Source organism: Pseudomonas sp. P4_C1 (assembly GCF_056402155.1).
On the sequence record NZ_JBFUHY010000003.1, the window covers coordinates 117645 to 144046 of the forward strand.

The following is a 26402-nucleotide window of genomic DNA, read 5'->3' on the forward strand; positions in this document are numbered from 1 at the left end:
TGTGAATGTTGTATAAGAAAAACCAATCTTGCTGATCGCTCATTAGGAAAACTGATGTTCGACTATAAATTGCTTTCTGCCCTGGCCGCCGTGGTCGAACAGGCCGGTTTTGAACGGGCGGCCCAGGTGCTGGGTTTGTCGCAATCGGCGATTTCCCAGCGCATCAAGCTGCTGGAAGCGCGGGTTGGCCAGCCGGTGCTGGTGCGGGCCACGCCGCCGACGCCGACGGAAATCGGTCGGCGGCTGCTCAACCACGTGCAGCAGGTGCGCTTGCTTGAACGGGATTTGCAAAGCCTGGTGCCGGCGCTGGATGAAGAGGGCCTGCCGGAACGCCTGCGGATCGCCCTGAATGCCGACAGCCTGGCCACTTGGTGGGCGCAGGCCGTGGGGGCGTTTTGCGCGGAACAGCATCTGTTGATGGATCTGGTGGTCGAAGACCAGACCGTCGGCCTCAAGCGCATGCGCGCCGGTGAAGTGGCGGCCTGCGTCTGCGCCAGCGAGCGTCCGGTGGCGGGTGCGCGCAGCGTGTTGCTGGGGGCCATGCGTTACCGGGCACTGGCCAGCCCCGCGTTTATTGCCCGGCACTTTCCGCAGGGCGTACGCGCCGATCAGTTGGCCCGCACCCCGGCGCTGGTGTTTGGCCCGGACGATTTCCTGCAGCATCGCTACCTTGCGTCCCTCGGCGTCGAGGGCGGTTTCGAACACCATTTATGCCCGTCCTCCGAAGGTTTCATTCGTCTGACGGAAGCCGGGCTGGGTTGGGGGCTGGTTCCGGAACTGCAGGTGCGCGAGCAACTGGAAAGGGGTGTATTGCAGGAGCTGCTGCCAGATAAGCCGATCGATGTGCCGTTGTACTGGCATCATTGGCGTAATGGCGGCCAGCTGCTGGGGCTGCTCACCGATCAATTGGTCAGCGCATCGAAGCAGTGGCTGGTGCCCTTGGACTGACGCGCAGCGTCAAGACCTCACGTAATACGCAAAACGAAAAATTCGGAGCAATTCATGAAGATTCTGGTTACCGGCGCAAGCGGCTTCATCGGCGGGCGCTTTGCGCGTTTTGCCCTGGAGCAGGGCCTGGACGTGCGGGTCAACGGTCGCCGGGCCGAGAGTGTGGAGCATCTGGTACGCCGCGGAGCCGAGTTCATCCCGGGTGACTTGAGCGACCCGGAACTGGCGCGCGAACTGTGTTCGGACGTCGAGGCCGTGGTGCATTGCGCCGGTGCCGTCGGTTTGTGGGGGCGTTATCAGGATTTCCATCAGGGCAACGTCCAGGTCACCGAGAATGTGGTCGAAGCCTGCCTGAAGCAACGGGTTCGGCGGCTGGTGCATTTGTCGTCGCCGTCGATCTACTTCGATGGTCGCGATCACCTGGGCCTGACCGAAGAACAGGTACCCAAGCGCTTCAAACACCCTTACGCTGCCACTAAATACCTGGCCGAGCAAAAAGTCTTCGGCGCCCAGGAGTTCGGCCTCGAAACCCTGGCCCTGCGCCCGCGTTTCGTCACCGGGGCTGGCGACATGAGCATCTTCCCGCGCCTGTTGAACATGCAGCGCAAGGGGCGCCTGGCAATCATCGGCAACGGTCTGAACAAAGTTGACTTCACCAGTGTGCAAAACCTCAACGAGGCATTGCTCAGCAGTTTGCTGGCCAGCGGTTCTGCGTTGGGCAAGGCTTACAATATCAGCAACGGCACGCCGATTCCGCTGTGGGACGTGGTCAATTACGTCATGCGCAACATGGAAGTCCCACAGGTAACCCGCCACCGTTCCTACGGCCTGGCCTACAGCGTGGCGGCGCTCAACGAGGGTGTGTGCAAGTTGTGGCCGGGGCGTCCCGAACCGACGCTGTCGCGTCTGGGCATGCAGGTCATGAACAAAAATTTCACCCTGGACATCAGCCGCGCCCGGCATTATCTGGATTACGATCCCAAGGTCAGCCTCTGGGCGGCCCTCGATGAATTCTGTGGCTGGTGGAAGGCTCAGGCTATTCGCTGACGTTAGAACAACGACCCCTTACTGAACCGGATACGGGGCTTCAGGGTCAATGGTTACGGCTGTGGGGTTTATACTGCGCGGCATAAAGCCATCATGTGTTTCACTAAGGTTTATTCAATGTCCATGCGTAACGATGCCAACGACGACTTTGACGATGTACCGAGCTTGCGTGCAGACGTTCTCGATGACGATTTTCCGCCCACTGCCCGCACGGTCGTGCATTCGCGCACGGCGCCGGTGGTAAAGGTCAAGGCGCCGAGCACCGGCCCCCTGTGGGCGTTGGTCGGGGCGCTGTTCTTTGCGTTCGCGGGCCTGGCCTGGTGGAGCTTTCAGCAGATTTCCCTGATGGAACAGCAACTGGTGGCGACCCAGGAAAGTTTCGCGCGAATCAGTGAGGAAGCGGCAGGGCGACTGCAGGACATTTCCGGAAAGGTTGTTGCCAGCCAGACCAGTGTCACCACCGACAGCGAGGCCTTGAAGCTGCAAATCCGCCAGCTGGAAAGCAAACTCAAGGATCAGGGCGCCCAGCAGCAAGGTGTTGCCGGTCAGGCCTCGGACCTGGACAAGCGACTGGCACAAATGACCGCGCAAACCACCGAACTGGACAAACGCCTGGCGCAGTTGACTGCCCAGGATACCGAACATCAGACGGCCAATACGCAGTTGCAGGCCCAGGTCAAAGCCTTGAGCGCTGAATTGGCCGCCTTGAAAAGTGCCCCGTCCGATTCGGAAAAACTCGATGCACAGCTGAAAAGCCTGGGCGCCGATATCACCGCGCTGAAGAAACAAGGTAACCCGAGCGCTGCTATCGAGCGTCTCGAGCAGGACATGATCGTGCTCAAGAGCCAGCAGGACAACCGTCCGGCTGCCGCACAGGGCTCGACCAACACTGCCGAGTTCGATGCGTTCCGCAGCCAGGTCACCCGCAACATCAACACCCTTCAGGCGCAGGTCCAGAACTTGCAGCAGCAACTGCGCGCCCGGCAGTAGTCGACTGTTAATGAGCATTTAGTGGCGAGGGCAAGCTCCCTCGCCACAAGCATGTCTACTACCTGCGCATCGGCCAGCGAAGGCCGCAGTACGGCCTGCCTATCGAACTTTGTCCTCGCGCCCGCGCAACAACATGTTCGGCATGGCAATCGCCGCCGCCAACCCCAGCAGCGACACCACTGCACTGACCGTCAGCAAGTGCCGGAACGTCAGCAACAGCTCAGCGCGCAAGGCGTTCTGTGCCTCACCCGGTGCGGCGTTCAACCCGTCGAGCAACACATTCCCCGAACTGCCTTCGGCAATCAGCGACGAACCGGTCAGGTGCGCAAAACTTGAATCCTGCAACAGCGCCAGCAGCAGCGCCGACATCAATGCCACACCCACGGCACCACCCAGCGAACGGAACAGATTGGTGGTGCTGGTGGCGACACCGATGTCGCGCTGGTCCACCGAGTTCTGCGTGCCGACCAATGACGTCGGGAACTGCATGCCGGAAGAAATCCCGCAGAGCAACATGAACAGGCTGCTCACGACGAATGCCTGCGGCGGGCTGAACGCCATGCCAAGAATCGAGATGGGCATCAGCGCAGCACCGGTAAGGATCATCGGTTTGTAGCGCCCGGTCACGGAAGTACGGCGGCCGGCGAAATACGCGCCAATCGGCAAACCCATGGCCAGTGGCAGCAAATGCAGGGCGGCGCTGTCGGCACCGGCACCGGTTACGCTCTGGAAGCGCAATGGCATCAGCACAATCAGCGAGATGGCCTGGAAACTGGTAAAGAAAATCGTGCACCAGCACAGGATCGCGTTGCGGTTGGCGAACAGATGCATGGGCAGCAACGGCTCCCGTGCCCGCCGCTCGTGAACGACGAACAGCCCCAGCACCAGCACCGCACTGGCCAGCAGCGCCAGCACTTCGGCACTGCGCCAGGAATGGCCCTGACCGACCTGCGTGATGCCCAGTAACAACGCCGTCAGCCCGATGATCATCAGCACGGTGCCCAGGTAATCGATGATCGGTTTGCGTTGCGGAATCGGCAGGCCCACCAGCGTACGGTAAGCCACCAGCCAGGCACCCAGGCCCAGCGGCAGGTTGATCAAAAACACCCAGCGCCAGGACAGGTATTCGGTCATGTAGCCGCCAAGCACCGGGCCGGCCACGCTGGCCACCGCGTACATGCTGCTGAAATAGCCCTGATAACGACCGCGCTCCCGTGGCGGCACGATGTCACCGATGATCGCCTGGCTCACCGAAATCATCCCGCCGGCGCCGATGCCCTGGAAGATCCGCGCCAGTACCAGTTGCTCCATGCTCTGGGCCATGCCGCAGAACACCGATGCCAGGGTGAACAGGCCCATGCCGAACAGCATCAGCTTGCGCCGCCCGTACAGGTCGCCCAGTTTGCCGTAGATCGGCACCGCCACGGTCATGGCCACCATGTAGCCGGAAATCACCCAGGCCAGCAGGCTGACGTCCTTGAATTGCGCGGAAATGGCCGGCATCGAAACGGCGACGATGGTCTGGTCCAGCGCCCCGAGAAAGATCGCCAGCATCAGGGCGATCAGCACGCTGCGGATGGCGGGTTTGAGCGTTTCAGGCTGGTGGAGATTGGTCACGGGAAAACCTGCGGGCAGTGATTGACCCGCACGAGGCAAGGCGAGCGGGAATACTCGCCAGTGTAAGTCGATAGCAAGCTATTCGATAGTCTCGTACGGAAGCCCGACGTAGTTTTCCGCAATGGTTTTTCGACCCGCCTCGGAGTCGATGAAATAGTCCAGTTCCGACTCGGCAATGCGCTGGCTAAAGGCATCGTGGTCGTCGAATCGGTGCAGCATCGAGGTCATCCACCAGGAAAACCGCTCGGCCTTCCACACCCGGCGCAGGCAGATTTCCGAGTATTTCTCCGGCAGATCAAGGCGATCTTCGCGGTAAACCTTGAGCAGGATGTTGAACAGCGTACTTACATCACTGGCCGCCAGGTTCAGGCCCTTGGCGCCGGTGGGCGGGACGATGTGCGCGGCATCTCCGACCAGGAACATGCGCCCGTACTGCATGGGTTCGACCACGAAGCTGCGCAGTGGCGCGATGCTTTTTTCGATGGACGGCCCCGTTACCAGTTTGTCCGCCAACTGTTGTGGCAGTCGCGATTTGAGTTCGTCCCAGAAGCGTTGATCCGACCAGTTATCGACATGATCGCTGGTGGGCACTTGCAGGTAGTAACGGGTGCGTGTCGGCGAGCGCATGCTGCACAGGGCAAAACCGCGCTCATGGCGGGCGTAGACCAGTTCTTCGTGGACCGGCGGGGTATCGGCCAGGATCCCGAGCCAGCCGAACGGATAGATCCGTTCGAAGACTTTCAGGCTGTCGGCGGGAATCGATTGCCGCGCCACCCCATGGAAGCCGTCGCAACCGGCGATGTAGTCGCAATCGAGTCGCCAGGTCTCACCGTCCTTCTCAAAAGTGACAAACGCTTCATCGGTTTTCATGCCATGGGGAACGACGTTGGTGGCTTGATAAATCGTCTGCGCGCCGGCCTCCCGACGAGCGGCCATCAGGTCGCGGGTGACTTCGGTCTGGCCGTAGATCATCACGGTTTTGCCACCTGTCAGGGCGTGCAGATCGATGTGGACCTGGCGCCCGTCGAGGGCCAGTTCGAAGCCGCCATGCACCAGTCCCTCGGCGTCCATGCGCTGACTCACGCCGGCCTGGCGCAATAGCTCTACCATGCCTTGTTCAAGTACGCCGGCGCGGATTCGGCCGAGCACATAGTCCGGGGCCTGGCGTTCTAGAATGACGGTGTCGATACCGGCGTTGTGCAGCAATTGGCCGAGCAACAGGCCTGCAGGGCCGGCGCCAATGATGGCGACTTGGGTTTTCAGCGTTTTCATTGTTTTTATGACTCGCAAGCTCCACGCGACCAGGGCCGGTGAATGATTTTTATGGATCGAGTGCTTGCATTTTTCCCTTGCGAGTCTGTCAATTGAAGGTGAAAACTGAGCCGATACCTGTACATTCTGCCAATCGGTGCGATTATCGCCCGTCATCTACTCCGAGACCTGGATTGAAGTGATGAACAAGCCTGACCTGCCTTCGATTCCGGTGTTCAAGCTCTACGGTGAAAGCCTGGATTGGCCGACCCCGGACTTGCTGCACTGTGAAACCATTTCCAAACGCAGTCGCGAACATCATTGGGAAATCAAACCCCACCGCCACGCTGATTTGTGCCAGTTGCTCTTCGTGTTCAAAGGTCAGGCAGAGCTTGAAATCGAAGGCCAACGTACGCAACTGGTGGAACCGGCGATCCAGATCCTGCCACCGCTGTCGGTGCACGGCTTTCGTTTTTCCGAAGACGTGGAAGGCTTTGTCGTGACCCTGGCCGCGCCGCTGATCGCGCACCTTCAAATGCAGTTGGGACACTCGGTCAATGCCCTGGCCCAGGCCGAAAGTTACCCGGCAGGCAAGGACGCCGAGTACCTCAACAGCCTGTTCAGTGCCCTGCAGAACGAATACACCAGCCATCAACCGGCGCGGGAAATGCTCATGCATTCGCTGGTCAGTGTGATCATGGTGTGGGTCAGCCGCCAGGTGATTCAGCGTCGCACCGCCATGGCGCGACCGCAGCGGGCCCGGGAATACCTCAACGGCTTTATTCAACTGGTGGAAGAGACCTATCGCCAGCACGTCAAGGTCGAGGACCTGGCGCACCGGCTGGGGATTTCCGTGTCGCACCTCAATGGCACCTGTCGTGAGCTGGCGGGGCAACCGGCATTGCAGATCATGCACGAACGGCAATTGCTGGAGGCCAAGCGTTTGCTGACCTACACCGGCATGACCATTTATGAAATGTCCGACGTGTTGGGGTTTTCCGATCCGACCAACTTCACGCGCCTGTTCCGGCGTCGTGTGGGGATTTCGCCCAAGGCCTTTCGCGACCGCTTGAAGGCCGATCAGGACAACGAAGCCTGACCCCCTTCGTTACCGGAGGGCGTTGAGGGTGGCGTTGTGGGGAATGCAGCGCTCGAAGTTGCAGCTCGCATATTCGCGGGGCAGGTTGCGCAGTTGCTCTACGCGCCAGGCGGCAGCGCCATACAGCCCGAGCGTGACCGCGCAGGTGATGAAGATCGCGAGGTATCTTCTTGTTCTGATGTTCATGGCGTTGACCTCTGAACGAATACCTTTCGGTATTACTTTGAGCATAGGTCAGCGCCGGTGAGTTACCAGCAAGCCGCGTCATGGATGTACCGCGACATTCAGAACGCTGATGTCTCCTGTGGGAGCGAGCTTGCTCGCGATAGCGGTGGATCATCCGGCATTGTTGTCGACTGACCTGACACCATCGTCGGAACGCCGCCCGGAGCAAGCTCGCTCCCACAGGGTTTCCATTCACAACCCGATATCCCACTCCGGTTCCTCCGGAAACCTCACCACCAGAAAATCCAGCAAGCTGCGCAATGCCGCCGGCATGTGCTTGCGTGAGGCGTACACCGCATACACGTTCATTTGCCGGGGTTCGGCCGTCGGCAGCAGGCGAATCAATTCGCCGCTGTGAATGTGCACGCCGGCCTGATACGTGGGTAGCATCGCCACCCCGGCACCGGCGATCGTTGCGCGCAACAGCGTGCTGGCCTCGTTGGCGCTGATGTTGCCCTGCACCGGTACAGAAACCTGCTCGCCGTCCTGTTCGAAATGCCACAGGCTTTTGCCGAAGTAGGAATGGGTCAGGCAATTGTGCCGGCTCAGGTCCTCGACCCGTTGCGGCGCGGGATGTTCGCGCAAGTAAGCGGGGGACGCGCAGATCACCGAGCGGCAAACCGTCAGGCGGCGGGCGATCAGGTTCGGGTCCAGGTCGTTGCTGGTGCGGATCGCCAGGTCGATGCGCTCATCCACCAGGTTCACAGTGCGGTCGAGCATCTGCATGTCGATACTGACGCCTGGGTAGCGTCGGACATACACGGCCATGGCATCGGCCAGTTGCGCCTGGCCGAAGGAGGTGCTGACGCTGATCCGCAGCAGGCCGCGCGGTGCGTCATCCGGCTCGCTGACGGCGGCTTGCATGTCGGTGGATAAATCGAGCATCTGCCGACAGCGCGGCAGGATCTCATTGCCGGCGGCGGTCAGGCTCAATTTGCGCGTGGTGCGATGCATCAGGCGCGCGCCAACCCAGTCTTCCAGTTCCGCCAGATACCGCGACACCACTGGCCGTGACAGCTCCAGATGATCGGCGGCGGCCGACTGGCTGCCGAGGTCGACCACCGTGACGAACACGCGCATTGCTTGAAGACGATCCATGATTTGCCCGCTTTCAGAAACAAACTATGTTCAAGCATCGCATTTTTTGTACTGACTCAGGCAACTAAGCTCTGTTCCCTGTAGGAGCGAGCTTGCTCCGGGCGGCGTTCCGACGATGGACCCCCAGGCGCCGCGTTTAACCGGCAAGTACGCGTCATCGTTTACGACCATCGCGAGCAAGCTCGCTCCTACAAGGGACCACGACAGCCATTCGGAATACGGAGCAACAGATGATCGGTTTCACCACTTTAAAGCGCATTTTGCTGGCAAGCGCGGCCTTCGGTTTTGCCGCCCATGCAGCCGCCTCGACCCTGACGCTGGATGTCTACAACCCCGGTGAAAAAGCCATCTTTCCGGTGACCTCGGTACTGGTCAGCGGCGAGAAAGAAGCGATCCTGGTGGATGCACAATTCGGCAAGTCCCAGGCCGAGCAGTTGGTGGAAAAAATCCGCGCCAGCGGCAAGCAGCTGACCACCATCTACATCAGCCATGGCGATCCGGATTACTACTTCGGCCTCGATACCCTGACGGCTGCGTTCCCCAAGGCCAAGGTCCTCGCCTCGCAGCCGACCGTTGACCACATCAAGCGAACCGTCGACGGCAAACTGGCGTTCTGGGGCCCGAAAATGGGCACCGACGTGCCGGCCAAAACCATCGTGCCAGGTGTGCTCAAGGGCGACAGCCTGAACCTCGAAGGGCAGAAGTTGCAGGTGGTTGGTCTTGAGGGTCCGCAGCCGGATCGCAGCTTTGTGTGGATTCCGTCGATCAAGGCGGTCGTCGGTGGCGTCGTGGTGGCGCAGAACATCCACGTGTGGATGGCTGACACGCAAACACCACAGTCCCATGCCGATTGGTTGGCTACGCTGCATTCCATTGAAGCCCTGAAACCGCAGACCGTGGTGCCGGGTCATTACCTCGGCGAGAGCGATCGCTCCCTGGGAGCCGTGCAGTTCTCCGCCGCTTACATCAAGGCTTTCGACGAGGAAACCGCAAAGGCCAAGGATTCTGCCGCGCTGATCGCGGCGATGAAAAAACGCTTCCCGACCCTGGGTGATGAAAGCTCCCTGGAGCTGAGCGCCAAGGTCGCCAAGGGCGAGATGAAGTGGGGTGAATGAGTTTAAGAGGCAGCAGGTCTTTGATATCAAAACTTTCAAGCCAACTGGAGAGTGTCATGAGCAAAATCGCAATCATCGGTGCCACCGGTCGTGCTGGTAGCCAACTGCTGGAAGAAGCCCTGCGTCGTGGTCACAGCGTTACCGCCATTGCCCGCAACACGGCGAAAATCGGCCAGCGTGCCGGTGTGATCACGCGCGACATCGACGCATTGGATGCCAATGCTTTGCAAGCAACCATCGAGGGCCATGACGTAGTCATCAGCGCCGCGCATTTCGCGACCCTGCCTGCCAGCGCTGTCATCGGGCCGGTGAAACAGGCCGGAGTCAAACGCCTGCTGGTCGTGGGCGGGGCCGGTTCGCTCCTGTTGCCGGATGGCACGCGGGTGATCGACAGCAAAGGTTTTCCGGACGCGTATAAGGCCGAAGCCAGTGCCGGTGCCGAATTCCTGGGGAACCTGCGTCAGGAACAGCAACTGGACTGGACCTTCCTGTCGCCGTCGGCTGAATTTGTCGAGGGCGAGCGCACGGGGAAATTCCGCCTCGGTCAGGATGATTTACTGGTGAGCAGCGAAGGGCGCAGCTGGATTACCTTTGCCGACTACGCGATTGCGATGCTCGACGAAGTGGAAACGCCGAAGCATTCGCGGCAGCGGTTTACAGTCGGTTATTGAGCACACCGATCACCTGTGGGAGCGAGCTTGCTCGCGATAGCGGTTGATCATTCGGCATTGATGTCGACTGACCCGACGCCATCGCGAGCAAGCTCGCTCCCACAGGGTACATACCAGACCTTTCAGAGTTCAGCGGCTCTGCGCCTGCTCCACCAACCACCCCATCAATTCACGCAACTTCGGCGAAGGTCCGGGTTTTTCGGGGAAAACAAGGTAGTACGCCAGCCCCGTTGTCACCTTCAATTCGAATGGCATGACCAGCCGCCCGGCGTTCAGGTCATCGCCGATCAGCGACCAGTCGCCAATCGCCACCCCCGTTCCCTGGGACGCCATCGACATCGCCAGGTCCAGTGTTTCGAAATGCTGGCCCTTGCCGACATTGGTCAAATGCACATCCGCGGCTTTCAACCAGGCCTTCCAGTCACGCTCGTCGCGGGTCGGGTGCAGCAACAGGTGCTGTTGCAAATCGGCCGGGGTCTGCAGGGGCATGGGGCCTTCGAGCATCGGTCTGGAACACACCGGCGTGAGTTGTTCGTCGAAGAGTTTTTGCGACATCAATGAATCGTCCGGCGGTGCGCCGTACATCACCGCCGCATCGAACTGCTCGCGATGAAAATCCACGCCGTGCTTGACCGTGGTGGTCAGTTCCACCGGCACGTCCGGGCGCTCCCTTTGCCATTGCAACAGACGCGGCAGCAACCAGCGCATGACGCAGGTCGGGGCCTTGAGTTGCAGGGTTTCGCGCTTCTCGCCGATCTGCTCGACCGCCTCGTCGATCAGACCGAAAATCTGCTGCACCCGTGGCAGCCATTCCCGCCCTTCGGCCGTCAGGTCCAGGCCTCGGGCCAGGCGGATGAACAGCTCATAACCCAGATGATCTTCCAGCCCGGCGATCTGTCGACTCACCGCGCCCTGGGTGATGTGCAGCTGTTCGGCGGCCCGGGTGAAATTGCAGCACTGCGCGGTAATCAGAAAAGTGTGCAGCGCCGGCAGGGGAGGCAGTCGTTTCATTGGGATCCAAGGTATGACGTGAGGACATGGCTAGTATGACTTTTTATCCATTGTTGCGGCTACCTGTCGCCCGTTCCAATGAGGCCATTCCCGGGCCTGCGAATCCATCATAAACACAGCGCATGCCCGGCGTCTCAAATCGAACAAGAAGGGCAATTCACATGGCGACGTGCGGCGAAGTATTGGTCAAGTTACTCGAAAACTACGGGGTCGAGCAGGTGTTCGGCATTCCGGGGGTGCATACCGTTGAGCTGTATCGCGGGCTGGCCCGTTCGAGCATCAACCACGTCACGCCGCGCCATGAACAGGGCGCCGGCTTCATGGCCGACGGCTACGCCCGCACCAGCGGCAAACCCGGTGTGTGCTTCATCATCACCGGCCCTGGCATGACCAACATCACCACCGCCATGGGCCAGGCCTACGCCGATTCGATCCCGATGCTGGTGATCTCCAGCGTGCAATCGCGCAGCCAGTTGGGCGGCGGTCGCGGCAAGCTGCATGAGCTGCCGAACCAGGGCGCACTGTGTGCCGGTGTCGCGGCGTTCTCCCACACCCTGATGTCGGCGTCGGAGTTGCCGGGTGTGTTGGCTCGCGCCTTTGCACTGTTCCAGGCTGGCCGTCCACGTCCGGTGCACATCGAAATTCCATTGGACGTATTGGTCGAAGAAGCCGACGACTTGCTCGCCAGCCTGCCGGTCAATATCGACCGCGCCGGTGCTTCGCCAAGCGCCGTGTCACGCATGACCGAATTGCTGGCCGACGCCAAGCGTCCGCTGATTCTCGCCGGTGGCGGTGCCATCGACGCGGCGGCCGAGCTGACTGAACTGGCCGAGCTGCTGGACGCACCGGTAGCGCTGACCATCAATGCCAAGGGCATGCTCGCCTCCGGCCACCCGTTGCTGATCGGCTCGACCCAGAGCCTGGTCGCTACCCGTGCGCTGGTCGCCGAGGCCGATGTGGTCCTGGCCATTGGCACCGAGCTGGCCGAGACCGACTACGACGTGACCTTCGCCGGTGGCTTCGAGATTCCAGGCCAACTGCTGCGCGTCGACATCGACCCGGACCAGACCGTGCGCAACTACCCGCCGCACGTGGCATTGGTGGCCGACTCGCGCAACGCCGCCCAGGCCTTGCTCAGCGCCTTGTCGCACAAGTCCCTGGCCGAGCGCCGCAACGATTGGGGCCAGGTGCGCGCCGCTTGTCTGCGTGAAGAGCTGGCCGCGACCTGGGACGCACCGACCCTGGCTCAGACGCGATTCCTCGAAACCGTGCTGCATGAATTGCCGAACGCGGTATTCGTCGGCGACTCGACGCAACCGGTGTACACCGGCAACCTGACGTTCAACCCGGAGCGTCCGCGTCGCTGGTTCAACTCGTCCACCGGTTACGGCACCCTCGGCTACGCCTTGCCGGCGGCGATTGGCGCCTGGCTCGGTGGCAGCGTCGAAGGTGGCGCGCGTCCTCCGGTGGTGTGCCTGATCGGCGACGGTGGCCTGCAATTCACTCTGCCGGAACTGGCCAGCGCCGTTGAGGCGCGCACCCCGGTGATCGTGCTGCTGTGGAATAACCAGGGCTACGAAGAGATCAAGAAATACATGGTCAACCGCGACATCGAGCCGGTCGGCGTGGACATCTACACTCCGGACTTCATCGGTGTGGCCAAGGCACTGGGTTGTGCGGCCGAAGCGGTCAGCAGTGTCGAGCAATTGCGAGGCGCATTGCGTATGGCCACTGATCGCCAAGGCCCGACCCTGATTGAAATCGACCAGGCCGAGTGGATGCAGGCGGTGTCGAAATGACGTTCCCTACAACGCTGGATGGCCTGTACATCAACGGCCAGTGGTCGGCCGGCAACGAACACCTGCGGGTGATCAACCCTGCGACCGAAGCCCTGTTGACCACGGTGAATGGCGGCGATGAGCACGCTGTTGATCAAGCGGTAAGCGCGGCGACCCAGGCGTTCGCAGACTGGTCGAAAACCACGGGTGCCGCACGCGGCGCGATCCTGCGCAAAATCGCCGCGGGCGTGCAGGCCAATCGTGAAAAACTGATGCACTTGCAGTCGAGCAACAACGGCAAGCCACAGTTCGAAGCGGCTATCGACGTTGATGACGTGATCGCCACGTTCGAGTATTACGCCGGCCTGGCCGAAGGCCTGGACGCCAAACAAGACAGCGCGATAGAGCTGCCGACCGACGACTTCAGCGCTCGCCTGCGCCGTGAGCCGTGCGGTGTGGTCGGCTTGATCGTGCCGTGGAACTTCCCGATGGTCACCACTGCGTGGAAGCTCGCCCCGGCCCTGGCCGCCGGTTGCTGCGTGGTGCTCAAGCCTTCGGAAGTGACGCCGCTGCCGGAGCTGGAACTGGCGGCGATCATCGCTGAGGCCGGGCTGCCTGCGGGCGTGTTCAACCTGGTGTGCGGCACTGGCCTCGCGGTTGGCGCGCCCCTGTCGGCTGACTCGCGCATCGCGAAAATTTCCTTCACCGGCAGCAATGCGGTCGGCGTGCAGGTCATGCAACGGGCGGCGGAAACCGTCAAGGGCGTGAGCCTGGAGCTGGGCGGCAAATCTTCGCTGCTGGTGCTGGCCGATGCCGATCTCGACCTGGCGGTGGAAGTGGCCTGCGGCGGTGGTTTCTTCAACGCCGGGCAGATGTGCTCAGCCACCAGCCGCGTGCTGGTCGCCGATGAGCTGGCCGATGAATTCCTGACCCGCGTGAAGGCGCGTGCCGAAGCGATTCGCGTGGCCGACCCGTTCGAGCCGAACGTGGAAATGGGCGCGCTGGTCAATCAGGCGCAATACCAGCGCGTGCTCGGTCACATCGACCGCGGTCTGAGTGCCGGCGCCAAGCTGGTTTGCGGTGGCAATCGCCCGGCCGACCTGCCGCGCGGATATTTTTTGCAGCCGACGGTGTTCACCGAAGTGCCCCTCGACAGTGCGCTGTGGTGTGAAGAGATTTTCGGCCCGGTGATCTGCGTGCGCAGTTTCTCCTCTGAGGCTGAAGCGATTGCCCTGGCCAACGACAGCCAGTTTGGCCTGGTGGCCAGCGTGGTGACACGCGATGCACAGACCGCCGATCGCGTCGCCAACGCATTGCAGGCGGGGCTTGTGTGGATCAACGCGCCGCAGGTGATCTTTCCGCAGACCGCCTGGGGCGGCTACAAGCAGAGCAGCATCGGCCGTGAATTGGGGCCGTGGGGCTTGCAGGCTTTCCAGGAAATAAAACACGTGATCCGGGCCGTCTGACGCCAATCCCTGTAGGAGCGAGCCCTGCTCGCGAAGGACGTCAACGATGACGCGGTTAGCCTGAACGAGCGCGGTGCCTCTGCACCTTTCGCGAGCAGGCTCGCTCCTACAGGAGGCATGCGCTGGCGTCATGGCTTCAATGAGTTTTTATCGATAGTCAGGTGTTTTACACGACCTCAGGATGAACTTGCTGGCTCAGCCAAACCCCCGAAAATACGAGGGATAACGCTGGTCCAGTCGCGCGGATGCAACAGTTTCGACCTGCCTTATACCTACAAAAACAAAGGGAGTCCGTAATGGGCGAGCATGATCTGAACAGACGTCAATTCATCAAGACCGTGGGCGTAGCCTCGGTTGCAGCAGCGGCAATGAGCATGCCGTTCATCAAGGCCAATGCCAGCGACACACGTTTTGCCGGCAAGACCCTGCGTTTGCTGACCTGGTCCGATGACACCGGCCTGGCTGCACTGCGCAACATCGCCGCGACCTTCGAAGACAAGTACGGCTGCAAGGTCATCGCTGACCGCACCGGCAGTACCTCGGAAATGGTCGCCAAACTCAAGGCCGGCGGTGATCGTCCGCAGTACGACATCATCACCCTGGCAGGCGTCGGCGCCGAAGGTCTGGCCGCCGCCAACCTGCTGGAAAAACCTGACCTCAACCGCATTCCCAACCTCGTCGATGTACCGGAGAAATACCGCACCGGCGCCAATGGCCACGGTATCGGTTACCTGCTGTGGTGCAACAGCCTGGTCTACAGCACCCGCACCCAGAAACAAGCACCGGACAGCTACGCGGCCCTGTGGGATCCAGAATTGGCCCCGAACATCTTCCTGCCGCCGCCGAACTGGACCGAGGCCATGGACCTGATCATCATCGCCGCCAAACTGGCCGGTGGTGACGAACACAACATCGAACCGGGCTTCAAGAAGCTCGCCGAGCTGAAGGATCGTGTGGTGACCCTGGGCGAAAACCCGAACCAGATCGCCGAACTGTTCCGCACCGGTTCCCTGGACATGGGCGGCCTGTACGCACCAGCGTTCTTCCCGAAACAGATCCGCGATCCGAACTACGGCCTGGGCGCCACGTTCGGCATGAAGGAAGGTTTCTACACCGACCTGATGCTGTCGGTGATGCCGAAGAATCGTCCGGGCGATACCGACATGGCCTACGCCTTCATCAACCACTCTCTGGACCCGCTGGTGCAGGGCAAGATGGCTGAAGACATCTATAACGGCCCGGTCAACGCCAAGGCGATCATCTCCGCCGAAGCGCGCAAGAGCCCGTACATCCTCACGCCGGAGCAGATTGCCGAGAAGGCGATCATGCACGACAACGCCTTCCTGGCGACTGTGCATGACCAATGGATTCGTCGTTACACGGAAATCTTTTCTTCCTGATCGAGTGACGTACACAGGATCTTCAAACACTGAAGATCCCCTGTGGGAGCGAGCTTGCTCGCGATAGCGGAGTGTCAGTCGACATCATTGGCGACTGATAGGCAGTCATCGCGAGCAAGCTCGCTCCCACAGGGGGCAAAGTGAGCTTGAGTCTTGTGTTTGTCAGCTGCTTTCCATTGACGAGACCTTTGCTATGGAACACCAACCTCTGACTCATCCGGTGAGTGCCGCCCCCGTGCGCGCCGCTCGGGGTGTTTCGCCAACGACGCGGGCCTGGTTTTTCCTCTCGCCGTCGATGCTGTTTCTTGGCGTACTGATTGCCGCGAGCCTGCTGGTACTGCGCATGAGCGTGGGCACCAAAGGCGCGGAATGGTCCGGGTTCAGCCTGGCCAGTTACGCCCAGTTGCTGGAACCCTATTACCTCAAATCGCTGATGCTGACCCTGCGCCTGGCGCTGATCAGCGCGGTGATCGCAGTGATCCTGGCGATACCGGTGGCCTACACCATGTCGCGCCTGACCTCGCCGTTCGTGCGCCGCATCTTCCTGGCGGCGGTGTTGCTGCCCTTGCTGGTCAACTTGCTGCTGCAAAGCTACGGCTGGCTGGTGATCCTCGGTCCCGGTGGCATGCTCAACCAGACCCTGATGGGCCTGGGCCTGATCAAGCGCCCGATCATGCTGCTGTACAACCAGAACGGCGTGTTGATGGGCCTGGTGCAAACTGCCTTCCCGCTGGCCGTGTTGCCGATTGCCAGCGCCATGCGCGGCGTTGCCCGCAGCTACGAAGAAGCCGCCGCGACCCTCGGCGCCAGCCGCTTCCAGGTGTTCCGCCAGGTGGTATTGCCGATGAGTCTGCCGGGGATCATTACCGGTGCGACCCTGGTGTTTGCCTACAACGCCAGCAGTTTCGTGGTGCCGTTGCTGCTCGGTGGCCGGCGCGTGCCGATGCTGGCGGTGATGGTGCATGACCAGATCGCCCCGCTGATGAACTGGCCCGCCGCGTCCGCCGCCGGTGTGGTGCTGATCGTCACCACCCTCGCGATCATGACCCTGTCCGAATACATCACTGGCCGCCGTCGCCGCATGCTGGAGGCTTCGCAATGAGTACCCTGACCAAGAAGCGCCAGTCGCTGTTGCCGGGTGATACCGGCAAGTTTGCCGGCATCCTCTCGGGCTTCATCCTGCTGTTGGCGGTGTTGCCGATCCTGACCATGATCGTGATGTCGTTCAGCGGCGCGTCGAACCTCGACTTCCCGCCGAGCAGCTACAGCCTGCAATGGTACAAGGCCGCCTGGCACACCTTTGTGTCGCCGGACGCCAGCGATGTGTTGAGCCTGGGCAAAGCCATGACCACCAGCCTGATGGTGTCCTGCCTGACCATGGTCTTCGCGACCATCATCGCGGTGCCAGCGGCCTACGCGCTGACCCGTTGCGAGTTCCGTGGCAAGGCCGTGGCGCTGCAATTGATGTCGTTGCCACTGGTGTTCCCGATGGTGGTGTTGGGTCTGGCGTTGCTGCTGGTGTTTGACAGCCTGCCGTTCCAGATGACCACCTCGCGCCTGGTGATTGCCCACGTGATCCTCGCATTGCCGTTCGTGGTGAAAAACTGCACGGCGGCCATGCTCTCCATCGGCAGCGAAGTCGAAGAGGCCGCGCAAATGCTCGGCGCGTCGCCGCTGCGGGCAATTGTCGATGTGGTGGTGCCGTTGATGAAGTCGGGGATCCTGGCGGGCATGCTGCTGGCGTTCATCGTCTCGTTCAACGAATTCACCGTGACCTACTTCCTCTACACCATCGATGTGATGACCGTGCCGATCTGGATGTACAGCCGCACCGTGTCTTCGCTCGACCCGACCGTATTTTCGTTTGCCGTGCTGATCGTGTTGATCGACTTCGTCCTGATCTGGGCGCTCGAAAAACTGGTTGGTGAAGGTGGCGTTTCGTTCTGATTTCTTGAGGTGATTCACATGTCTGGTCTGATTCTGGAAAACGTCGAGAAACATTACGGCTCGGCCTGCGCGGTAACCGATGTGAACCTGCATTTGCCCGAGGGCAAACTGGTGTGTTTCCTCGGCCCTTCGGGCTGCGGCAAAACCACCTTGCTGCGCATGATTGCCGGCCTTGAAACCCTGACCGGCGGCGAGATCCGCCTGGATGGCGAAGACATCGGCAACACCCCGGCGCACCTGCGCAATTTCGGCATGGTGTTCCAGTCCCTGGCGTTGTTCCCGCACATGACCGTGGGCGAGAACATCGCCTATCCGCTGAAACTGCGCGGGGTCAGCAAGGCTGACCAGCAGGCGCGGGTGGTGGAGTTGCTGGAACTGATCCAGCTGCAAGCGATGATCAATCGTCCGGTGGCCAAGCTGTCCGGCGGCCAACGCCAGCGCGTGGCGATTGCCCGGGCGATTGCCTCGCACCCGAAAATCCTCCTGCTCGACGAACCGTTGTCAGCGCTGGACGCCAAGCTACGCGAGTCGATGCAGGTGGAAATCCGTCAACTGCAACAACGCCTGAACATCACCACCATTATGGTGACCCATGACCAGCGCGAGGCCATGACCATGGCCGATATCGTGGTCGTATTGGGTGAGCACAAGGTGCAGCAGGTGGGCACGCCGATCGAGATCTACCGCCACCCGGCCAACGAGTTCGTCGCGGACTTCATCGGCTCGGGCAACATCTTCCCGGCCACGGTGCTGGGTAACGGCAAGGTCAGCTTGCCGGGCGGCGATGCGCTGCAAGTGCCGATCTGCAGCAGCATTGTGGCCGGTGAGAAGGTGAAGATGCTGATTCGCCCGGAAGACCTGCAACTGTCGGCTCCGCAGGCGACCGCAGGCAACCGCTTGCTGGGCAAGGTGACCTTCGTGCGCGATATCGGTGCGACCATCGAGACCACGGTGGAGTGTTCCGGGGTGTCGTTTACCGCACTGAGCACGCCGTGCCAGGGCTTTGGCCTGAGCGTTGGGCATCCGGTGTCGGTGACCTTGCCGGTGGAGGCTTGCCGGGTACTTGGCGCCTGATCCGGGTTTGATGTTGGCCTGACCGGCCCCATCGCGAGCAAGCTCGCTCCCACAGGTATCGGCGTACACCGTCCAATGTGGGAGCGAGCTTGCTCGCGATGGGGCCGGCACAACCAACAAAAACTCTGGATCAGACCGATAACCGCAACCGCGCCAGATCCCTTAACGGCGGCGCCCCGAACAACCGGCTGTACTCCCGGCTGAACTGTGAAGGGCTTTCATACCCGACCCGATACCCCGCCGCCGAAGCTTCCAGCCCTTCGGCCAGCATCAATCGCCGGGCTTCCTGAAGGCGCAACTGCTTCTGATACTGCAACGGACTCATCGCCGTCATCGCCTTGAAGCGGTGATGCAGCGTCGACACGCTCAGGTTCACTTCCTTGGCCAGATCATCAATGCGCAACGGCTGTTCAAAGTTGCCGTTGAGCCATTTGATCGCCTGGCTGATGCGATGGCTCTGACTGTTGGCGATGGCGATTTCATACAGTCGATGCCCCTGCTTGCTGCGCAACAATCGGTAGAGTATTTCCCGACGAATCAGCGGCGCCAGCATGGCGATGTCTTTCGGCGTGTCCAGCAACCGCGCCAGGCGCAGCACCGCGTCGAGCATCGCGGTGTCGATTTTTTCGACATACAGCCCGCGTCCGGTCGGCCGGGTAGGCACGCCGAGGGGGCCAGCGTCGGCGATCAGTGCGGTGATTTCCGTCGGGTCGATGTCCAGGCGCAAGGCCAGGATCGGTTCCTCGGCCGAGACATCCACCACTCGTCCACTCAGCGGCATCGAGACCGAGACCACCAGGTAATTCAGTGGGTCGTAGTTGAAGTATTCGTTGGCCAGCTGAACTTCCTTGCGCCCCTGGGCCATGATGCACAGCGCCGGTTGCGCGAGTACCGGAGCGAACTCGTGGGACTGGCTGTGGCGGGACATGAACAGCGAGCCGATGGCCGTGGCATAACTGCCATCTTCGGCGGTGTTGCGGCGGATGATGGCCGCCAGTTCCGCGCGCTGCTTTTCCATGTCGGTGTCCAGCGGGGCTTGAAAGTGATCGAGTGACGACATGCGCGGCATCCTCGGCAAGGCATGGAGGGAATGGGGCAGAGCATAAGTTTGTGCAAGCGGTAGCGGTAGACACATCCTGCCGGATGCTTGCCTGATTCTGCCCGGGGTCCACCGGCGGTGTAGCTACTAGAGCCATGTGCCTGAAGAACTTGCTTGAAACTCGTATGGCAGAACCGTGACAGGGTTTTACCGTTTGTTACAGGTGGTCCATGCAGTTTCGCAGGATTGTGCAACGCGCCGGCAGGAATCGACTAACGAGACAGGCGTCGCCGCCCTTAACCTTTGATCCTGTCGCAGCCCGTCCCCCGGCTGCCACGCGACTCCCCGGGAGGGTTGAACATGTCCAAGCAGATCCCCGTCAGTCATATGGCCTTCGTTCGAGCGCGCACCGGGCGCTCGGCGGAACTCGGTGTGCGTCTCAGTGCCCTGATCGAACCGTCCCGCGCAGCGCCTGGCTGCCTTAGCTTTGCCTTGCAGCATTCGCAGTGCGATCCGCAGCTGTGGCTGGTCTCCGGTTTCTGGAGCAATCAGCAGGCCATGACTGCGTACTTCAGCACGCCGGCAATGGAGATTTTTGCCGAGCTGGTACAGGAGCTGGTGGTCAACAGCCTGGATTTCCACACCTTCAAGGATGTCACGGCGGCGCAGGCCTTGCGCCAGTCCGAAGCGGCGGTACACAAACTGGCCGGTTGAGGGTTTAATGATGGCATTCTCAACCAGCCAGGATTCGCGACATGGCACGTAAAGCCTTTGATCACTTCGAAGCTGTTTCCGCTGTAGTACCGGGCGAGGGTGGTTATCACGCCGCTATCGCCGTCAAAGCGCTGGGTGGTGCCGGCGCCCCGCGTTTTCACAAAGTGCTGGAAGGCCAGGTCTTCAAGACCGCTCACGAGGCCGATGATGCGGCCGCCAAGGAACTGACTCACCTCAAGGACGTCAAGGAAAACACCGACCTGCTCTGGTGATTCTCACCGCCCCGGGCGGTACATCTTGAATAACGCCTCGGGCCCCAGCTGGAAATAATCCGCTGGCCCGCCGCCGCGCAGAATCGGTTCTGCCGCGGCGGTGTCGTATATCCCATCCTTCAACAGCCATTTGGCGATATGCACGGCGACCACTTCGCCGAGGATCAGCCAGCTGGGCACTACATTGCCGTCCGCCCGTTGCAACTGAATGATCTGCGTGACCTTGCACTCGAAGGACACCGGGCTCTCGGCCACCCGTGGCACCTGGATGACCTTCGAGGCAACGGTCGTCAGCCCGGCCAGTTCGAATTCATTAACATCAGGCCCGACCATCGCACAGCTCTGGTTCATCTGCTCGGCCAACGGCCGCGTGGCCAGGTTCCAGGCGAATTCGCCGGTTTGTTCGATGTTGTTCAGGCTGTCTTTGCGCCCGACGCTGGAAAACCCGATGATCGGCGGAATGTAGTTGAAAGCGTTGAAAAAGCTGTAGGGCGCCAGGTTCAGGTGGCCCTCGGCATTCTGTGAAGAGATCCAGCCGATGGGGCGCGGGCCGACGATGGCGTTGAACGGATCGTGGGGCAAGCCGTGGCCGTTGGCGGGTTCGTAGAAGTGGATGTCGTCGGGCATGGAGTAATTCCAGGGCGTAGTTCGGGTGGCGTTCATAGTGCAAGGATGAACCGCTGAATTCCAGTCGACTCTACCCTCTGTAGGAGCGAGCTTGCTCGCGATGGTGTATCAGATAAGTTGGTGTCGACTGACACTCCATCGCGAGCAGGCTCGCTCCCACAAGGGGTTATGTTGATTCAATAAAAAAGGGGCAGACCCCGGTGAGATCTGCCCCTTTTCCTTGAGGCTTGATTTAGTCCGTGACAATCCGCGAATGCTTGCGGGTGTCTTTCATGGTGACGTACACCAGCAACGACACGGCAATGCACGCGGTCACGTACCAGTAGTAACCCGTCTCCATGCCGATGCTCTTGAACCACAGCGCGATGTATTCAGCGGTGCCGCCGAAGATCGAAACGGTCAGTGCGTACGGCAGGCCCACGCCCAGCGCGCGGATTTCGGTCGGGAACAGTTCGGCTTTCACCACGGCGTTGATCGAGGTGTAGCCGCTGACGATGATCAGCGCCGCCATGATCAGGAAGAACGCGCCCCACCAGGTCTGGATGGTGTGCAGGGTGGTGAGGATCGGCACGGTGAACAGGGTTCCCAGGATGCCGAAGGCAATCAGGATTGGCCGGCGACCGATTTTATCCGACAGCCCGCCGATGATCGGTTGCAGGCACATGAACAGGAACAGCGTGGCGGCGGAAATGGTGGTGGAGTCGGAAATGCTCATGCCGACGGTGTTCACCAGGTATTTCTGCATGTACGTGGTGTAGGTGTAGAACGCCAGGGTGCCGCCCATGGTCAGGCCGACCACGGTCATCAGTTCCTTGGGGTGACGCATCAAGGTGCGCATCGCGCTTTCCTTGGCTTTTTCTTTCTTGGTGAAGGACTCGGTTTCTTCCATGCCACGACGCAGATAGAGCGCAACCACGGCACACAGCGCGCCGATGGCGAACGGGATGCGCCAGCCCCAGGCGTAGAGCTCTTCGGTGGTCAGCAGTTGTTGCAGCACGATCAACACCGCCAGGGCGATGAGCTGGCCGGAAATCAGGGTCACGTACTGGAAGCTGGAGTAGAAGCCACGACGTTCCTTGGTCGCCATCTCGCTGAGGTAGGTGGCGGAGGTACCGTATTCGCCACCCACCGACAGGCCTTGCAGCAAACGCGCGAACACCAGCAGGATCGGCGCGCCGATGCCGATGACTTCATAGCTCGGGCTCAGGGCGATCAGCAGCGAGCCGAAGCACATCAGGTACACCGAGGCCATCAGGGCCTTTTTGCGCCCGACCTTGTCGGCATACAGACCCATCAGCCAGCCTCCGATCGGACGCATCAGGAAGCCCACGGCGAAGATCGCGGCGGTGTTGAGCAGTTGGGCGGTGGTGTCGCCTTTGGGGAAGAAGGTCTTGGCGAAGTACAGGGAGAATGCGGCGTAGACGTACCAGTCGTACCACTCGACCATGTTGCCGACTGAACCGCTGAAGATCGATTTGATGCGACTGGCGGTGGTTCTTTCCTTGGTCGGTGCGGCAGCCGACCCAAGCGGCAGGGAGTTGGAGTTATCCATTGAAGGATCCTTCATTTAATTGTTTTTGTGGAGCGCGAATAAACGCAGCCTGCAGGGGCTATAGCAGGAGCTGTGCCAAGGGGGAGAGGGCCGGTTTAGAAGGGTGGTGGTGTTTTGGTGAGCGGAAATCCGCTTATAAAAGTTTGGTGATGAGCGGAAAATTGCTTGTCGGCTTGTGTATTTGTTTTGCCTTTGCCGGCCTCATCGTCGGAACGCCGCCCGGAGCAAGCTCGCTCCCACAGTGGATCTGTGTACGCCGAACATTGTGGGAGCGAGCTTGCTCGCGATGGGGGCAGGGCAGGCACTGCAAAAACTCAGCTGTCCTGCAAAAACATCTCCCGGCTCAACCCATGCCGCTGCATCTTTTCATTGAAGGTCCGGCGCGGCAGTTGCAGTTCTTCGAGTACCGCTTTCACATCGCCCTTGTGTCGGGTCAACGCGGCACGCAGGCATTGCGCTTCGAACGCTTCCTGCTGCGCTGCCAGTGACTGGCCGGGCTCGATGCCCAAGGGCTCCGGCTCACCCAACCCCAATACCTGACGCTCGGCGACGTTCGCCAGTTCGCGCACATTGCCTGGCCAATCGTGGCTCAGCAGGTGACTCAACTGTGCGCCGCTCAACGGTGGAAATTTACGTCCCAGCCGTTCGGCGGCGTTTTGGGCAAAGGATTCGAACAGCAGCGGAATGTCTTCACGGCGTTCGCGCAAGGGCGGCAGGCGTAGTTCTGCGACGTTCAAACGATAGGCCAGGTCTTCGCGAAAACGCCCGGCCCGAGCCTCGTCGAGCAGGTCCGGTTTGGTCGCGGCGATGATGCGCAAATCCACGCGGATACTCTGGTTCGAGCCCAGTCGTTCAAGCTTTTGCTCCTGCAACACCCGCAGCAGTTTCACCTGCTGGGCCAGGGGCATGCTTTCGATTTCATCGAGAAACAACGTGCCGCCGTCGGCGTATTCGAGCTTGCCGATACGCTTGCCAGACGCCCCGGTGAACGCGCCGCTCTCGTGACCGAACAGCTCGGCCTCGAACAATTGCTCGGGGATAGCCGCGCAGTTGAGCGCCACAAAGGGCTTGTCGGCCCGCGGCCCGAAGTCGTGCAGGCAGCGGGCGACCAGTTCCTTGCCGCTGCCGGTTTCACCGCGGATCAAAACGTTGACCGGCAGCGCCGCCAGATCGAGAACCTGCCGACGCAGGTTTTGCAGGCCCCGGGACACGCCGAGCAACGTGGCATCCAGCTTGGCACGGTTGTCCGCCTGTTCGTGCAGCGCGCGGTTTTCCAGCACCAGCCGACGCTTGTCGAGGGCGCGGCGCAGGCTGCCGAGCAGGGTTTCCGGGCTGAAGGGTTTCTCCAGGAAATCGTAGGCGCCGTCGCGCATGGCTTCGACGGCCATCGGCACATCGCCGTGGCCGGTCAGCAGGATCACCGGCAAATCGGCATCCCGGCGTTGCACCTCGGCCAGCAGTTCCAGGCCGGTCATGCCGGGCATGCGCACATCGCTGAGAATCACCCCGGCAAAATGCCTGGGCAATTGCGCCAGGCATTCGTCGGCGCGGCTGAACAGCTGCACCTCGAAACCCGACAGGCTCAACCATTGCTCGACAGCACTGCGGATGCTGCTTTCGTCGTCGACCACGATCACTGAGTTCAGCATGCTTCATGCACCTCCAGGTCGATGGGCAAAGTCACGGTAAACACAGCGCCTTTGTCATGATTGCCGGCACTCAGGCGTCCGCCGGATTCGTGAACGATGGCGAACGATACGGCCAAACCGATCCCCAGGCCATCGCCTACCGGTTTGGTGGTGAAGAACGGATCGAAGACCTTGGACAGGTTCTCTTCGGCGATACCGCCACCATTGTCGATCACGCTCAGGCGCCACAATTGCTCGTCGGCTTCGAGGCGGATTTCCAGGCGTTTGCAGGGTTTGTCCTGCATCGCATCGAGGGCGTTGCGCAGCAGGTTGATCAGCACCTGCTCCAGGCGAATCGCATCGCCACGCACCCAGGCCGGGCGGGTCAGGTGCAGCACCGTGCTGACCTGTTCGTCGCGCAGCCGGGTGTCGAGCAGTTGCAGCGACTGATCCACCACCGCCGCCAGGTCCAGGCGTTCGCGCAAACCGCTGGGGCTTTTGCGGGCGAAGGTTTTCAGATGGCCGGTGAGGGCGGCCATGCGCGTGAGCATTTCATCCACCGGTTTGAGCGCCTTGTAGGCATCGTCGACCCGGCCGTGGTCGAGCAGCAGGCGCAAGGTTGCCAGCTGCATGCGCTGGGCGGTGAGCGGCTGGTTGATTTCGTGGGCCAGGGCGGCGGACATCTGCCCCAGCGCCGCGAGTTTGGCCGATTGCACCAGGCCTTCCTGGGCGGTGCGCAGGTCGCGGGTGCGTTCTTCTACCAGTCGTTCGAGTTCTTCGCGACTGCGCTGGCGCATTTTCGCCAGGCGCCAGCGCTGGTTGAGAAACAGCAACAGGAACACCAGGGTCAGCCACAACCCGGCCGCGGCAAGCGCGGCGTTGCGGCTGTCTTCGAAGGCGACCTGCGGGCGACGCAGCAGGTGCAGGGTCCAGCCCTCGGTGCTCAGCGGCAGGGATTCCCACAGGTAATCCGCCTTGCCGTCCGGGCCGTCAACCCGAGCCAGGTCACTGTTGTCGTCGAAGCGCCGCAACGATTGAAAATCGAGTGGCGTCAGCGGCTGCTTGTCGTATTGGCGGGTGGTCTTGAGTTCGGCATGATCGCTGTCGCTCAGCGGCTTGAGCAGGCGATAGCGCCAGCCCGGCTGGTTGGCGATGAAGATGATCCCGCGTGCGTCGCTGACCAGCAGCGTGTCGCTGCCCTGACGCCACTCCCGCTCCAGTTCGGGAAACTCCAGTTTTACCACCATGGCGCCGAGGAACTGGCCATCGTCATCGCTGACCGCGCTGGAGAGGAAGTAGCCGGGAATCCCGCTGGTCACGCCCACGGCATAAAAGCGCCCGGTGCCCTGGGTGCGGGTCTGGTTGAAGTAAGGGCGGAAACCGTAGTTGTGACCGACATAGCTGCTGGGCAAACGCCAGTTGCTCGCCGCCACGGCGAGGCCGCTGCGGTCGAGCAATTCCAGGGTCGAGGATTCGGCGGCACCATTGATCTTTTCCAGTTTGCGGTTCAGCGCATCCTGTTGCCCGGGGCTCACTGCCCCCTTGAGCGCCGAGCGCAGTTCCGGGTCCAGCGCCAGCACCGCGGGCAGGGCGCGGTAACGTTCGATCAGGGTATGCAGGGACGTGGCATACAGCGCCAGTTGCTGATTGGCGCGGGCCGCGTCTTCGACCATTGACTGGCGTACGGCGTGGCGCATGGCCAGCGTGGCGACGATGGCGGCACCGGCGATGATCAATAGGGTGTACAGCGCCAGGCGCAGCGATCGGGAAGTCAGCAGCATGCTCAGAACAACAGACGAAAATAAGGGGGAGCACCATACCATGCGGACAGTG

Annotated in this window: 24 protein-coding genes; 14 read left to right on the forward strand and 10 right to left on the reverse strand. The window is 61.2% G+C overall.

Annotated features, from left to right (window positions below; genetic code table 11):
- Positions 1-54: 54 nt before the first annotated feature.
- The 3 genes from AC1DU9_RS03020 to AC1DU9_RS03030 all read left to right on the forward strand — a co-directional run bounded on the left by AC1DU9_RS03020 (position 55) and on the right by AC1DU9_RS03030 (position 2985).
- Positions 55-948, forward strand: a complete 894-nt coding sequence (locus AC1DU9_RS03020) for a LysR family transcriptional regulator ArgP (protein ID WP_223460009.1) — start codon at positions 55-57, stop codon at positions 946-948.
- 54 nt (positions 949-1002) lie between these two features.
- On the forward strand, positions 1003-1995 hold the full coding sequence (locus AC1DU9_RS03025) for an NAD-dependent epimerase/dehydratase family protein (protein ID WP_223460012.1): 993 nt from the start codon (positions 1003-1005) through the stop codon (positions 1993-1995).
- A 117-nt stretch (positions 1996-2112) separates the two neighbouring features.
- Entirely contained in the window at positions 2113-2985 is an 873-nt protein-coding gene (locus AC1DU9_RS03030; protein ID WP_477809719.1) for an ATPase, read from the forward strand.
- 99 nt (positions 2986-3084) lie between these two features.
- Here AC1DU9_RS03030 and AC1DU9_RS03035 read toward each other — a convergent pair whose 3' ends face one another.
- Both AC1DU9_RS03035 and pobA read right to left on the reverse strand, forming a co-directional pair.
- Positions 3085-4602, reverse strand: coding sequence for an MDR family MFS transporter (locus AC1DU9_RS03035; protein WP_223460017.1), 1518 nt, complete (start codon positions 4600-4602; stop codon positions 3085-3087).
- A gap of 78 nt (positions 4603-4680) precedes the next feature.
- Positions 4681-5874 (reverse strand): 4-hydroxybenzoate 3-monooxygenase, encoded by a 1194-nt coding sequence (gene pobA / locus AC1DU9_RS03040; protein WP_223460019.1) that lies wholly within the window; start codon positions 5872-5874, stop codon positions 4681-4683.
- A 181-nt stretch (positions 5875-6055) separates the two neighbouring features.
- On the opposite strand from pobA, the gene AC1DU9_RS03045 reads away from it, so the two are divergent.
- Positions 6056-6952: a helix-turn-helix domain-containing protein gene (locus AC1DU9_RS03045; protein WP_223460021.1), complete on the forward strand. Its 897-nt coding sequence runs from the start codon at positions 6056-6058 to the stop codon at positions 6950-6952.
- Between the two features lie 9 nt (positions 6953-6961).
- On the opposite strand, the gene AC1DU9_RS03050 is transcribed toward AC1DU9_RS03045, so the two are convergent.
- Both AC1DU9_RS03050 and AC1DU9_RS03055 read right to left on the reverse strand, forming a co-directional pair.
- Positions 6962-7138 (reverse strand): hypothetical protein, encoded by a 177-nt coding sequence (locus AC1DU9_RS03050; RefSeq protein ID WP_007986083.1) that lies wholly within the window; start codon positions 7136-7138, stop codon positions 6962-6964.
- Positions 7139-7369: 231 nt separating this feature from the next.
- Positions 7370-8275, reverse strand: coding sequence for a LysR family transcriptional regulator (locus tag AC1DU9_RS03055; protein ID WP_223460023.1), 906 nt, complete (start codon positions 8273-8275; stop codon positions 7370-7372).
- Between the two features lie 230 nt (positions 8276-8505).
- Here AC1DU9_RS03055 and AC1DU9_RS03060 point away from each other — a divergent pair, with 230 nt between their 5' ends.
- On the forward strand, positions 8506-9390 hold the full coding sequence (locus AC1DU9_RS03060; protein ID WP_223460025.1) for an MBL fold metallo-hydrolase: 885 nt from the start codon (positions 8506-8508) through the stop codon (positions 9388-9390).
- 56 nt (positions 9391-9446) lie between these two features.
- Positions 9447-10061 carry an NAD(P)-dependent oxidoreductase gene (locus AC1DU9_RS03065; RefSeq protein ID WP_477809720.1) on the forward strand — a complete coding sequence of 205 codons (615 nt, stop codon included), beginning with the start codon at positions 9447-9449 and terminating at the stop codon, positions 10059-10061.
- A 129-nt stretch (positions 10062-10190) separates the two neighbouring features.
- Here AC1DU9_RS03065 and AC1DU9_RS03070 read toward each other — a convergent pair whose 3' ends face one another.
- The gene (locus AC1DU9_RS03070; protein ID WP_150728056.1) at positions 10191-11072 is read right to left on the reverse strand and encodes a LysR substrate-binding domain-containing protein; all 882 of its coding nucleotides are present in this window, start codon (positions 11070-11072) and stop codon (positions 10191-10193) included.
- 161 nt (positions 11073-11233) lie between these two features.
- On the opposite strand from AC1DU9_RS03070, the gene AC1DU9_RS03075 reads away from it, so the two are divergent.
- The 6 genes from AC1DU9_RS03075 to AC1DU9_RS03100 all read left to right on the forward strand — a co-directional run bounded on the left by AC1DU9_RS03075 (position 11234) and on the right by AC1DU9_RS03100 (position 18737).
- Complete coding sequence (locus tag AC1DU9_RS03075; protein ID WP_223460031.1) at positions 11234-12871, forward strand: 5-guanidino-2-oxopentanoate decarboxylase; 1638 nt, start codon at positions 11234-11236, stop codon at positions 12869-12871.
- Positions 12868-14316, forward strand: coding sequence for an aldehyde dehydrogenase family protein (locus AC1DU9_RS03080; RefSeq protein WP_477809721.1), 1449 nt, complete (start codon positions 12868-12870; stop codon positions 14314-14316). Before AC1DU9_RS03075 ends, AC1DU9_RS03080 begins: the two co-directional genes overlap by 4 nt.
- 296 nt (positions 14317-14612) lie before the next feature.
- A complete protein-coding gene (locus AC1DU9_RS03085; RefSeq protein ID WP_007986100.1) occupies positions 14613-15716 on the forward strand; it encodes an ABC transporter substrate-binding protein in 1104 nt (367 codons plus the stop codon).
- Between the two features lie 193 nt (positions 15717-15909).
- The gene (locus AC1DU9_RS03090) at positions 15910-16818 is read left to right on the forward strand and encodes an ABC transporter permease (RefSeq protein ID WP_223460035.1); all 909 of its coding nucleotides are present in this window, start codon (positions 15910-15912) and stop codon (positions 16816-16818) included.
- Positions 16815-17663, forward strand: a complete 849-nt coding sequence (locus AC1DU9_RS03095; RefSeq protein ID WP_223460037.1) for an ABC transporter permease — start codon at positions 16815-16817, stop codon at positions 17661-17663. Before AC1DU9_RS03090 ends, AC1DU9_RS03095 begins: the two co-directional genes overlap by 4 nt.
- 18 nt (positions 17664-17681) lie before the next feature.
- Entirely contained in the window at positions 17682-18737 is a 1056-nt protein-coding gene (locus tag AC1DU9_RS03100; protein WP_150757246.1) for an ABC transporter ATP-binding protein, read from the forward strand.
- A 130-nt stretch (positions 18738-18867) separates the two neighbouring features.
- Here the strand turns inward: AC1DU9_RS03100 and AC1DU9_RS03105 are convergent, their stop codons facing one another.
- A complete protein-coding gene (locus AC1DU9_RS03105; protein ID WP_223460039.1) occupies positions 18868-19797 on the reverse strand; it encodes an AraC family transcriptional regulator in 930 nt (309 codons plus the stop codon).
- Positions 19798-20136: 339 nt separating this feature from the next.
- Between AC1DU9_RS03105 and AC1DU9_RS03110 the strand changes: the two genes are divergently transcribed.
- Both AC1DU9_RS03110 and AC1DU9_RS03115 read left to right on the forward strand, forming a co-directional pair.
- Positions 20137-20490: a putative quinol monooxygenase gene (locus AC1DU9_RS03110; protein ID WP_223460041.1), complete on the forward strand. Its 354-nt coding sequence runs from the start codon at positions 20137-20139 to the stop codon at positions 20488-20490.
- Between the two features lie 41 nt (positions 20491-20531).
- Complete coding sequence (locus AC1DU9_RS03115; RefSeq protein WP_223460043.1) at positions 20532-20762, forward strand: hypothetical protein; 231 nt, start codon at positions 20532-20534, stop codon at positions 20760-20762.
- A 3-nt stretch (positions 20763-20765) separates the two neighbouring features.
- Here AC1DU9_RS03115 and AC1DU9_RS03120 read toward each other — a convergent pair whose 3' ends face one another.
- The 4 genes from AC1DU9_RS03120 to AC1DU9_RS03135 all read right to left on the reverse strand — a co-directional run bounded on the left by AC1DU9_RS03120 (position 20766) and on the right by AC1DU9_RS03135 (position 26350).
- The gene (locus AC1DU9_RS03120) at positions 20766-21389 is read right to left on the reverse strand and encodes a flavin reductase family protein (RefSeq protein WP_223460045.1); all 624 of its coding nucleotides are present in this window, start codon (positions 21387-21389) and stop codon (positions 20766-20768) included.
- 232 nt (positions 21390-21621) lie between these two features.
- Entirely contained in the window at positions 21622-22941 is a 1320-nt protein-coding gene (locus tag AC1DU9_RS03125) for an MFS transporter (RefSeq protein WP_223460047.1), read from the reverse strand.
- A gap of 314 nt (positions 22942-23255) precedes the next feature.
- Positions 23256-24590, reverse strand: coding sequence for a sigma-54-dependent transcriptional regulator (locus AC1DU9_RS03130; RefSeq protein WP_223460049.1), 1335 nt, complete (start codon positions 24588-24590; stop codon positions 23256-23258).
- Positions 24584-26350 (reverse strand): sensor histidine kinase, encoded by a 1767-nt coding sequence (locus tag AC1DU9_RS03135; RefSeq protein WP_477809722.1) that lies wholly within the window; start codon positions 26348-26350, stop codon positions 24584-24586. The genes AC1DU9_RS03130 and AC1DU9_RS03135 overlap by 7 nt, the downstream gene beginning before the upstream one ends.
- Positions 26351-26402: the final 52 nt, after the last annotated feature.

Bases quoted from the DNA above. Each gene is read 5' to 3' on its own strand.
- AC1DU9_RS03020 (WP_223460009.1), top strand. From the start codon at position 55: ATGTTCGACTATAAATTGCTTTCTGCCCTGGCCGCCGTGGTCGAACAG.
- AC1DU9_RS03025 (WP_223460012.1), top strand. From the start codon at position 1,003: ATGAAGATTCTGGTTACCGGCGCAAGCGGCTTCATCGGCGGGCGCTTT.
- AC1DU9_RS03030 (WP_477809719.1), top strand. From the start codon at position 2,113: ATGTCCATGCGTAACGATGCCAACGACGACTTTGACGATGTACCGAGC.
- pobA (WP_223460019.1), bottom strand. From the start codon at position 5,874: ATGAAAACGCTGAAAACCCAAGTCGCCATCATTGGCGCCGGCCCTGCA.
- AC1DU9_RS03045 (WP_223460021.1), top strand. From the start codon at position 6,056: ATGAACAAGCCTGACCTGCCTTCGATTCCGGTGTTCAAGCTCTACGGT.
- AC1DU9_RS03050 (WP_007986083.1), bottom strand. From the start codon at position 7,138: ATGAACATCAGAACAAGAAGATACCTCGCGATCTTCATCACCTGCGCG.
- AC1DU9_RS03055 (WP_223460023.1), bottom strand. From the start codon at position 8,275: ATGGATCGTCTTCAAGCAATGCGCGTGTTCGTCACGGTGGTCGACCTC.
- AC1DU9_RS03060 (WP_223460025.1), top strand. From the start codon at position 8,506: ATGATCGGTTTCACCACTTTAAAGCGCATTTTGCTGGCAAGCGCGGCC.
- AC1DU9_RS03065 (WP_477809720.1), top strand. From the start codon at position 9,447: ATGAGCAAAATCGCAATCATCGGTGCCACCGGTCGTGCTGGTAGCCAA.
- AC1DU9_RS03070 (WP_150728056.1), bottom strand. From the start codon at position 11,072: ATGAAACGACTGCCTCCCCTGCCGGCGCTGCACACTTTTCTGATTACC.
- AC1DU9_RS03075 (WP_223460031.1), top strand. From the start codon at position 11,234: ATGGCGACGTGCGGCGAAGTATTGGTCAAGTTACTCGAAAACTACGGG.
- AC1DU9_RS03080 (WP_477809721.1), top strand. From the start codon at position 12,868: ATGACGTTCCCTACAACGCTGGATGGCCTGTACATCAACGGCCAGTGG.
- AC1DU9_RS03085 (WP_007986100.1), top strand. From the start codon at position 14,613: ATGGGCGAGCATGATCTGAACAGACGTCAATTCATCAAGACCGTGGGC.
- AC1DU9_RS03090 (WP_223460035.1), top strand. From the start codon at position 15,910: ATGGAACACCAACCTCTGACTCATCCGGTGAGTGCCGCCCCCGTGCGC.
- AC1DU9_RS03095 (WP_223460037.1), top strand. From the start codon at position 16,815: ATGAGTACCCTGACCAAGAAGCGCCAGTCGCTGTTGCCGGGTGATACC.
- AC1DU9_RS03100 (WP_150757246.1), top strand. From the start codon at position 17,682: ATGTCTGGTCTGATTCTGGAAAACGTCGAGAAACATTACGGCTCGGCC.
- AC1DU9_RS03105 (WP_223460039.1), bottom strand. From the start codon at position 19,797: ATGTCGTCACTCGATCACTTTCAAGCCCCGCTGGACACCGACATGGAA.
- AC1DU9_RS03110 (WP_223460041.1), top strand. From the start codon at position 20,137: ATGTCCAAGCAGATCCCCGTCAGTCATATGGCCTTCGTTCGAGCGCGC.
- AC1DU9_RS03115 (WP_223460043.1), top strand. From the start codon at position 20,532: ATGGCACGTAAAGCCTTTGATCACTTCGAAGCTGTTTCCGCTGTAGTA.
- AC1DU9_RS03120 (WP_223460045.1), bottom strand. From the start codon at position 21,389: ATGCCCGACGACATCCACTTCTACGAACCCGCCAACGGCCACGGCTTG.
- AC1DU9_RS03125 (WP_223460047.1), bottom strand. From the start codon at position 22,941: ATGGATAACTCCAACTCCCTGCCGCTTGGGTCGGCTGCCGCACCGACC.
- AC1DU9_RS03130 (WP_223460049.1), bottom strand. From the start codon at position 24,590: ATGCTGAACTCAGTGATCGTGGTCGACGACGAAAGCAGCATCCGCAGT.
- AC1DU9_RS03135 (WP_477809722.1), bottom strand. From the start codon at position 26,350: ATGCTGCTGACTTCCCGATCGCTGCGCCTGGCGCTGTACACCCTATTG.